General features: G+C 58.8%; 9 protein-coding genes and 2 pseudogenes. 1 reads left to right on the top strand and 10 read right to left on the bottom strand.

From position 1 onward, the window contains the following. Window positions 1–74 precede the first annotated feature (74 nt). From tnpC to tnpA, 3 genes and pseudogenes are all read right to left on the bottom strand, one after another. A pseudogene (gene tnpC, locus AC0L3P_RS38645) lies at window positions 75–968 on the bottom strand (IS66 family transposase); the annotation flags it as partial. A 52-nt stretch (window positions 969–1,020) separates the two neighbouring features. Next, the gene (gene tnpB, locus AC0L3P_RS38640) at window positions 1,021–1,374 is read right to left on the bottom strand and encodes an IS66 family insertion sequence element accessory protein TnpB (protein ID WP_473309265.1); all 354 of its coding nucleotides are present in this window, start codon (window positions 1,372–1,374) and stop codon (window positions 1,021–1,023) included. A 61-nt stretch (window positions 1,375–1,435) separates the two neighbouring features. Next, entirely contained in the window at window positions 1,436–1,789 is a 354-nt protein-coding gene (gene tnpA / locus AC0L3P_RS38635) for an IS66-like element accessory protein TnpA (RefSeq protein WP_473309264.1), read from the bottom strand. A 1-nt stretch (window position 1,790) separates the two neighbouring features. Here tnpA and AC0L3P_RS38630 point away from each other — a divergent pair, with 1 nt between their 5' ends. Beyond that, window positions 1,791–2,081: a hypothetical protein gene (locus AC0L3P_RS38630; protein ID WP_473309263.1), complete on the top strand. Its 291-nt coding sequence runs from the start codon at window positions 1,791–1,793 to the stop codon at window positions 2,079–2,081. Window positions 2,082–2,466: 385 nt separating this feature from the next. Here AC0L3P_RS38630 and AC0L3P_RS38625 read toward each other — a convergent pair whose 3' ends face one another. The 7 genes and pseudogenes from AC0L3P_RS38625 to AC0L3P_RS38595 form a co-directional block, all read right to left on the bottom strand. Continuing rightward, a complete protein-coding gene (locus AC0L3P_RS38625; RefSeq protein ID WP_473309262.1) occupies window positions 2,467–4,359 on the bottom strand; it encodes a secretin N-terminal domain-containing protein in 1,893 nt (630 codons plus the stop codon). Window positions 4,360–4,744: 385 nt separating this feature from the next. Next, window positions 4,745–5,293: a hypothetical protein gene (locus AC0L3P_RS38620; RefSeq protein WP_473309261.1), complete on the bottom strand. Its 549-nt coding sequence runs from the start codon at window positions 5,291–5,293 to the stop codon at window positions 4,745–4,747. 89 nt (window positions 5,294–5,382) lie between these two features. Next, a complete protein-coding gene (locus tag AC0L3P_RS38615) occupies window positions 5,383–5,796 on the bottom strand; it encodes a hypothetical protein (RefSeq protein ID WP_473309260.1) in 414 nt (137 codons plus the stop codon). 501 nt (window positions 5,797–6,297) lie between these two features. Continuing rightward, a complete protein-coding gene (sctE, locus tag AC0L3P_RS38610) occupies window positions 6,298–7,311 on the bottom strand; it encodes a type III secretion system translocon subunit SseC family protein (protein ID WP_473309259.1) in 1,014 nt (337 codons plus the stop codon). Beyond that, window positions 7,304–7,825: a SycD/LcrH family type III secretion system chaperone gene (locus tag AC0L3P_RS38605; RefSeq protein ID WP_473309258.1), complete on the bottom strand. Its 522-nt coding sequence runs from the start codon at window positions 7,823–7,825 to the stop codon at window positions 7,304–7,306. The genes sctE and AC0L3P_RS38605 overlap by 8 nt, the downstream gene beginning before the upstream one ends. Before the next feature lies 1 nt (window position 7,826). After that, window positions 7,827–8,108 carry a hypothetical protein gene (locus AC0L3P_RS38600; protein ID WP_473309257.1) on the bottom strand — a complete coding sequence of 94 codons (282 nt, stop codon included), beginning with the start codon at window positions 8,106–8,108 and terminating at the stop codon, window positions 7,827–7,829. A gap of 409 nt (window positions 8,109–8,517) precedes the next feature. Further along, a pseudogene (locus tag AC0L3P_RS38595) lies at window positions 8,518–8,670 on the bottom strand (integrase core domain-containing protein); the annotation flags it as partial. Between the last annotated feature and the right edge of the window lie 72 nt (window positions 8,671–8,742).

Below are 8,742 nucleotides of genomic sequence, written 5' to 3'. Positions count from 1 at the left end.
TTCTCCTCTCCCCCTCAGGGGATCATAAGTGGAAAATTCCAGTTCAAACTGGCCTAATTTGGCGGGGGCACGTCAATGCCGCGATAGCCTTCGAGCAGCCTCAAGCCATGGACGGCCCCACGGCCCGGTGCATAAGCGACCACGCCAGGTGGGTCAGGTCCGGCCCAAGGCCTGTCATCGCGTGACAGCGCCCAGAAGTAGCCGGTTTCGGTCCTGCCGCGCCCCGGATCTAACACCGGTGCGGGAGTCTCATCGACACAGAGCTTCGAAGAGGCGAGCAGAAGCTGGCGCAGACGATGCCACAAGGGCTTCAATTCTTGGGCGGCATAGCCGACCCAGAAGGCGAGCGTGGAACGGTCCAGCGCTATTCCGTGCGTCGCCAGCATCTGCGCCTGGCGGTAAAGCGGCAAATGCCAATGATACTTGGCGTCGATCACATGCGCGACCAGCCGCTCAGTGGGCAATCCACCTCTGATCAGTCGCTCGGGAGCGGCGTGCTGGAGGACGACGCCCTGACAGGCGCGGCAGGCCAGCTTGGGTCGGCGGGTGACGATGACGCGACACTGCGCCGGTACGACGTCCAGCCTCTGGCTCTCATCGCGACCAATCTCAACGAGATCGCCTTTGCAGGAGGGGCAGCAGGTTTCAGCCGGCATCAGCATTTCGACGATGCGTGGCAAATGCTCCGGCAGCTTGCCACGATTGGTCCTGTGCTTGGCAGTTCTCTTCTCGCGTGTTTTGGGATTGGCGCAGTCCTCGGCTGCTTCGAGAGCCGCGACAGTCTGATCGATATCCTCCAGAACAAGCTGGAGCTGATCACCGTCAAGCTTTTCCGACGATCGACCGAACTGCGCGTCTTTTGCAAGCTTGAGCAACCGCTCGAGCCTGGCGCAGCGATCCAGCAGAGCCGCGGCAAAGACGCGCAACTCGGCTGGATCGCTCGGCAGCTCATCAGGCAAATCACTCATTGGCCCGAGTTTGCCAAGCTTCGCGCCCCGATGCAGCGAAGAGTTTTATGTCCTACGCAAGTGCTTTCGGCTGCGGGATGCGAGCTGCATGCATGCGTGTCCAATCCATGCCGGCCAGAAGCGCCGACAACTGCGCGGCGTTCATTCGCATGACGCCGTCAACGATCGGCGGCCACTTGAAGGCGCTGCCCTCAAGCCGCTTCCAATACAGCACGAGGCCACTACCATCCCACACAACGATCTTCACCCGATCGGCGCGCTTCGCACGCAAGACCACAGCCACGCCCTTCATCGGATCGTGGCCCAGCGTCTCCTTCGCCAACAGCGCCAAGCCCTCCGCACCCTTTCTGAAGTCCACAGGTCGGGTCGCCACGTAAATCATGAGGCTCGCGGGCGGCGTCAGCATGAACGTGTCCGTCGAAGCGCCAAGAACACATCACTCAACACAGCAAGGCCAGGCGTCCCTCTCACCTCAACTCGTGCGCCTGGAGCTCAACCGTCACAACGGCTGCTTCCGGCGACCCGGTGGCCTCTGCGGCCGCCGGTAGCGCCGATTCCGATACCACCGGCACGAACGACAGCGTGTCCGCCGAAGCTGGCAGTACCAACTGGCCCGAACGCGCCCGGCGCCGCCAGTCGTGCACCTGCTGGGGCCGGCAGCCATGCCGGCGCGCGACATCTGTGACAATCGCCCCTGGCTCGAGGCTTTCCGCGGCAATCTGTGCCTTCAAGTCGTCCGGCCAGCGCTTTCGACCTGCGCCTGCGTACACTTCGATACGCGGCGACAACGGTCGTCTTATGTCGTCCGAATGGTCGTCCATTGTGAGCACTCTTGCAGAAGATGACTCTTCTAGCGGTGCTCTCAGGACTGAGTACAAAAATTCTCAAGGGCCTCAACGCCACGCTTACGAACAAACTGCTGAGCCAGCGGATGAAGCGGCGGAATCTGTAGCCGCCGGCGGCGACGACGGCATTGGCTGCATCACCGCGCCGAAACTAGAGATCGTTTCGGGTGATGCGGCGGTGCTCGGCCTTGGAATGGCCGATGACAGATTCGACGACGGCCTGCGGCGCAGTTCGCGCTTGATGTTGGGCGTCGCCCCTCGCTTCTGACCGGAGATGAAGACGCTAAACTGTGATGGCCGGGCGCATTGTAGCCGCGGTTGCCCTTGTCCCGAGAATGCGCGCAATGGTATTCCCGACCATCGCGCCTATGTCGGGAATGACGGTTTCTAGGGCGTGCCATCATATGAATCGCCGGCAACGCCTTTACACGCTCCGCGACGAAAATGAGCGACTGAAGGCGCTTTTGGAGCAAACGCAGGCGGCCTTGAGCGAGCATCAGAGTCGGAAGTCCTATCAAGCGGGACAAAACTGGTAATGTGCCAAGTAGTGCTGGGCCGATCAAAGAACTTACCTCACCAACGTCGTTACCAAGCGCAGTGAGATCTTGTCCTGACTGCTGCGGTAGTACCCTGCTGCTGCAGCTCTCACACTCTCAAACGCCATTCCCCAATCGAGAAGAGGAGCCCACAGCCGGAGTTGGCGGCCTGCGCTGACCATTGGCGGGTGACTCGGGCGTCGGCACCGAGGGGGTCGATCGCGGTCCGGGTGTTAGTCGGCGGCCGAGTGCGGGGGCCAGCGTTTCGAACTTCTCCCTCAGTTCCTGAGTCAAAGCCCCTGCCTCCGCGTCACTCTCAACCACGCGAGAATTGAGCAACACCAAGAGCTCGGTTCGGTCCTCGGTCTGTTCCGCGTTGCGGAACAGCGGCCCCAAAAGCGGGATGTTCATCAACACGGGAACCCCGGAATGGACCCGGTCAGTGCTATCTTGCATCAATCCGCCGATTGCTATCGTATCGCCGTTTCGTGTGGATACGCTGCTCTGCAGCCGGCGCACCGAAATGACCGGCGACTGGACATTGGTCAATGTGTTTTTGTTCGCGGTGCTGACCTCCTGAAAGGTGTCGAGCGTCACACTCCCACCAGCGCCGATTCGAGGCGTGACAGCCAAGATTACTCCTGTGTCGCGCAATTCGACGTCGCTCACGATTGGCGAGCCCTGGCTTACCGTCGATTGTGATGATCGCGATAGGATCGGGACCTGGTCGCCCACTTGAATTGTCGCGGTTTGATTGTCGAGTGCGAGAATGCGTGGCGCCGATACGACCTTAACGTCGCCAACCCCGCTCAGCGCGTGTAGCACGGCGTTGACGCCCGTGCCGCGAAACACATAGGATAACCCCCCCTGTGGAACGGCACCCAAATCCAGTGAGGACAAAAGATAGTCGACGCCGTATCGCAGGCGATCGCTCAGCCGCACCTCCGCAACAATGGCTTGAATGAGCACCTGCCGAGGCTTAACGTCAAGCCGACGAACTGCGGCCTCGATGATCTTCTGGTCCTGCGGTGCTGCTAGGATCACGAGCGCATTTTGGCCGGGATCCGCCTGGATCCCAACTGGCGCTGATAAACCGAGACCGACTGCGGAAATCACCGATTCGCTCTTCGCCTTTGTCAAGGCAGCTGGTCCTGCGTCCGGCGGGCCCGGCAGATTGAGCGGAAGACTCATCCCCTTGGATGCAGTTCCGACTGACAACTTTCCAAACTCTCCCGCGGGCTGCGCGTGAGGTCCGCCACTGGCTGGCTCAGTGCCAAATATTCGAGCGAGCACCTGCGCGACTTCGGTCGCCCTTCGGTGCTGCAATGGACGCACCTGAATGTGTGCCGCCGCCTCCGACGCCTTGTCCAGCTTGACGATTACGCGACGGACTTGCTGGAGTACGGCAGCGTCGTCCGCTACCACAAGAACCCCGTTCAATCGCTCGAGCGACGCAAACCGGACGCGCGCTGCGCCCTTGCCATTCTGGTTGAACAAGAAACTGAGTTCTCGCTCAACTTCCGCCGGACTAGCCTGAGACAGCGTATGCAGCGCAAACGTCTTGTGAAGCATGACATCAGTGTCAAGCAAGCCGATGAGTTCGCGCACAGAATTGATGGAGGCGGGCGGTCCACGGATGGCGATGCCCCGCTCTCCGGGCGCGGGGAACAGATGCACGCTCTCCTCAACGTTCGGTCGGATGACATTAATCAGATCAGCTGCGTCGACATATCTGACGGGAATCACTTGAACACCGCTTGGGAGGCCGCTGGCCAGGTCCGCCAAACGCCCCACCCGAACCCCGCGGTCAACCATCGCTAGTCCAAAACCGTACGGCGCAAGCGCTTGGTCGAGCAGTCGCGGCACATCACTCGCCGGGATCTTGTCAGAGGTACGCAGCGTCATCTTTCCCCCAACGCCCGGATCGATGACAACCGGCATGCTCATAATGTCTTCCACCACGTCATTCACAACTTGCCGAATGTCGGCGTTGGTGTAGTCGAGGCTCACGCGCGTGCTATCTGAAGTGACCGGCAGCCGCCGCTCCAGGGCGGTGATCGGCTGGGCCGGTGGCTCTGCTAGCATTTCAAAGCCACGTTCTTGCGACGCCCGGGCTGCTAAGGAGGGCTCGGACGCACGCCAGCCGGGGCTTGGTGAAGTCAGCAGAACGCCACGTTCCGCAATGGAGCCGGAGCCAGCACATCCAGTAAGGAGTAGACAGAGGAACGCCAGCAAAAGGCTGCGAGATGATGATGAAGCGGCGTTCCCGCCGAGAATACGACATCTCCATTCTACTGTCCCATTCACCCCCGCGAAAAGTGGATTTGTGCTGACGCTGAAATTGGTCGGCACAGGGATAACTGCCCATCCTGGACTGTTCATTCCTGCCGCGTTTTTAGCGAATGTTACCAATTATAGCGTCCGTGAGTTTTTGATCTCTTGAGAGAAGGTTAGACATCAGTTCGCTAACCTTACTGAGGCTATCCATTCCCCACTGCAGATGAATTAACGCGACCTGACTCTCGCTGTTTGCGCTGTCGATTGCTGCCTTGACATTGTTGATGGCGGCGTCGAATTGCGACTGCCCACCACGCTTATCGTCCTCCTTTTTCGGCTCAATGAAAATGCCCTGGACCTCCAGCACATCAGGCTCGTGCTTTTTTTTCTCGATGGAAATGCCGTGTGCCTGCAGCCAATCATAAACATCTTGAGTCTTGCCCTGCCAATCTTCAAAGGTGCCATAGTCTGCAACCGTTTTGTCGTCAGGAGGACGGTTGGTCCGCAACTTACCCAAAGCCCCAGTCATATCGTGCAAGTAATTATTCCGCGTCTGCATCTCGCCGTATTCAGATCGGACTTGAGCCTGGTATAGGCCGTGCCGCTCCATTAGGGCCAGCAGCATAATAGAGGTTAAAGACAGGTCCTCAGCGGGGACATCTCCCATTGTGTGCACCCAAGGAGATCGATACAGAGCGTTCGGCTCAATCATTCGAAAAAACTCACATACTTGTTGTTCAAACGGCCCTCTTCGGCTCAACCCATGTTGATGATTTTACTTCTCGTCTCGGTATCAGCACGACGGATTTCAGCAAGCTTCTCCACAACATCCTCAATCAGCTTCTCGTAGGTCGCCATGAATTCAGTTTCATCCTCCACCTGTGCGCGAGCCTTTGCGCTGTCCGCCTCCAGCTTCACCTTCTCCTCCTGGTAATGCGTCGCCCCCATGTTCAGGCCTGCTCCCGGGAGCTTGATGGCTTCTGTTACAATCGTGCTGTAGCTATTCCATCTCATCGCGGCCTGCTGAGCTGCTGTTTGCGCGTGGGTAACGCGCGTAAATTCTAGGGAATCGCTCGCGCTATCAGGCGAAGGGGGGAGCGGCCTCTGGATCTTTGGCCTGCACAGCTCGTCGAAGCGTGATTGGATCTGGCGAGCGCCCTTGAGGCTCACGGTGGCACCTGCCATCGCTCCGGCGGAGGTTACTATTGCGCCAAACAACTGGCACAACCCTGCATTGCGAAGCGCCTTGGCCCCAGCCTCCTGGGCGGCGATATCGACGTCCAGCGCAGCGCACCTGTCCAATCTCGCAGCCCTACGAAGCTCCGTATTGAGGCGAACGATGAGCGCCGCGACCGCTGATATTTCGGCTCCCGTAGCGAATCCCTCCAGCCTCGCCAGGACGTTCGGAAGCTCCTCTTCCGCGATACGGTCGGGGAGTCCCGACACAGCTAGGGATGGGCAATCCCGCGCCCGATCGCCTGGATCCGGAAGAGGTAGTGTGGCCTCGCTGTCTGGCACGCTCCCGGTGGCGATAGCGGCAGAGATTGGGACCGACGGCAGTTTGTGTTGCGCAGCAGCATCCAACGGGTGAGGGGCCCCAATGTGTCTTTCACGTTCAATTGTCACTACCATATCTGTGTTCCTTAACGCCCGGTCCGCCTCAAGCGCTTATCAGCCGAGGTTTCGTATAAGATTCGCACTGCTCGCACTCTGCGTCTCAATGGCCTCGACAACTCTCTGCGTAGTAGTCGTCCTCTCGAGGAGTAACTCCCTAATGAATTCCATTTCGTCGTTTCGAAGCTGTCTTAACCTGGCGATGCAGATTCTAATGTCCATCGTTTCGGCCTGAGTGTCGGTTGCCGCCTTCTGCTGGACTCCATTGGCAATGCCGGCGCCGCCCTCGACCAGTGTGGCACCCGCTTGGGCCCATCGAGCTGCAGTCGAAACCGCTTGGCTGATCTGAGCAGCCCTCGCAGAGCTAGACATTATCCCAGCGGCTGAGGCCCCCGCGGAGCCCAATCCATTCGTAGCTCCACCAACAAGACCAGCGCCTGCGGTTAGCAGCGAGATTGCGAGCATAATCCCGATCGTAATGGTCATGGCCATCGTTTTTGCTTCGCCGTCTTCCATCCCGTCTTTCATGAGACTCTTCGCAATTGCCTCCGTCATCTTGTCTATGACACCCGTCTCACCGAGCGTCGCTACTCCGACGCTTACTGCCGCTGCCGCCACAGCCAGAGTTCCCCCACTGACGACGGCAGCCAGGACTGCCACTCCGGCCGCGAGCCATCCGAAGAACTTCATAATGCCCGAGGTCTTCTTCGAATCCGCCAACTTCTCGGCCGTTTCGATGATGTTCTTTGAGATCTTTTCATGCAACTGCCTTTGCTGCTCACCCCAGTGTTGCGCATCTTTTATTCCGGCAGTGACCAGTCGATCCGTCATCTTGGCCTGCAGAGACAGAATACTGGTAAGGAGACCAATTTCGTCAAGCGCACGCGGTGCGGGCAAGCTTGAGCTTGCGCCAGATGTGACAGCCTCCCCGAGAAGTAGTGGCGGCAAAGGGTTCAAGATACTTTTGTGAGCACTACCTGAACATCCGGTTGCGGAGCTACCGACGGAAGGCGGCGGCCCGATTTCGAGGAGTGTTGTTCCGATTAAAGAGCTCACGCTCAAGCTATGCATTGTGGAACTCCGCTTCGGACTTGAGGCGGCCCAGCATCATCAGCGCGCGGTGAGCCAAAGCGTCGTGTTCTGGCTTTTTAGTACTCAGTGCTAACGCATTCTCGAGTGCACTTATGGCCGCTACTGGCTGGTCGAGTTGTAGGAAACATTCCGCTGTGCGAAGCGGTATCTGCGGATCCTCACGGTTCAGGAGCGCAGCGCGCCTATAGGCGTGCACGGCGGTTTCTGCATCGGCTACCATCTGACTAGCAAGGGCCAGACCAAGCCAGAATCGTGCGTCCAAATGCCTGTGTATGCATAGAAAGCGAAAGAAGTTCAGTGCCTCCTCATACTTTCCGCAAGAATAGTAGCGATAGCCATATACGTACACGGCCTCAAGCTCATCATCCGTGATCCCAATGATTGTAGCGAGGTCCGCCCGCCCCGCCATGACCTCGATCGCGAGCCACGCCAGCCGCCCAGCCTCAGCCGCATCGGCCGACTCACCAGCATTCAAGAGATCCCCGTCCGCCATCTTAATCCCTCAATTCGCCTGCTGCTGCCGACGCCAGGGGATGGACATTCAATGTTGGATTCGGCCGAGGCATGACGTGACTGAGGGTCGCCAGCTCGCGCGCATACGCTGCTTGGAACTCTTGATGTTGGTCTGCCACGAATGCAGAAATTGAAGCCGCACTGATCGTCCTGTCGTCCACCAGCTCGGCGCAACGGTTAAGTTGCTCCCGAACCTGGATTAATAGACGATCCGTTTGCGCGATTGTCTGTCGCGCCGATTCCACCGTTTCATCTATGCCCATGAGCTCTCCTGACAGTCTGCAGGCACATGCATCCGTGCGCCGGCGGGATTGGACTTGCGTGTGCCTGCAGGCCCGAATCCGACCACCGATGTGTATCGGGAAAGTAGTCCAGTGACAGTCCACACTGTGCCAATAGGACCATACGCCAGTTCCGTTTTGGTCGAGGAAGAGTTCGCCCACAGCCGATTTGACGGCCTGAGACCCAAATGGAGGACACCTGTCACAACGCATTAACTGCACACCATTCAGGCGCGAAATACCAGCTCGCTATGAAGACATGCGCGGTCGTGATGGATCAGTGTGTTCTTTCCAGGCCCGATCCGATCAAGAGCCTACCGGCTCAAGGTGAGAACTGGTCTCGGTTGTCTGAACAAAAAATCCGCGTCGATAAGTGGATTCTCTGCCGGGTTTAGGCCGCCGCGCGGAGCGGAGGAAGATCGAAGTAGGCTTGATCCGGAGTGCGGTCGTCAAGGCTCGAATGCGGCCGTCGCCCGTTGTAAAAGTCAAGATATCGACCAATCGAGCTTCGCGCCTCACCGACGCTTTCGTAGGCTCGCAGATAGTCGAGTAGCGCGGGGGAATCCCACCCCCACGCCCTCCGAGAACCGGACGTGAGCCTCTCGACTCATCCGGC

It is taken from the genome of Bradyrhizobium sp. WSM4874 (genome assembly GCF_055811835.1).
The sequence above is the reverse complement of the archived record's forward strand: the minus strand, read 5'-3'. Positions and strand labels throughout refer to the sequence as shown.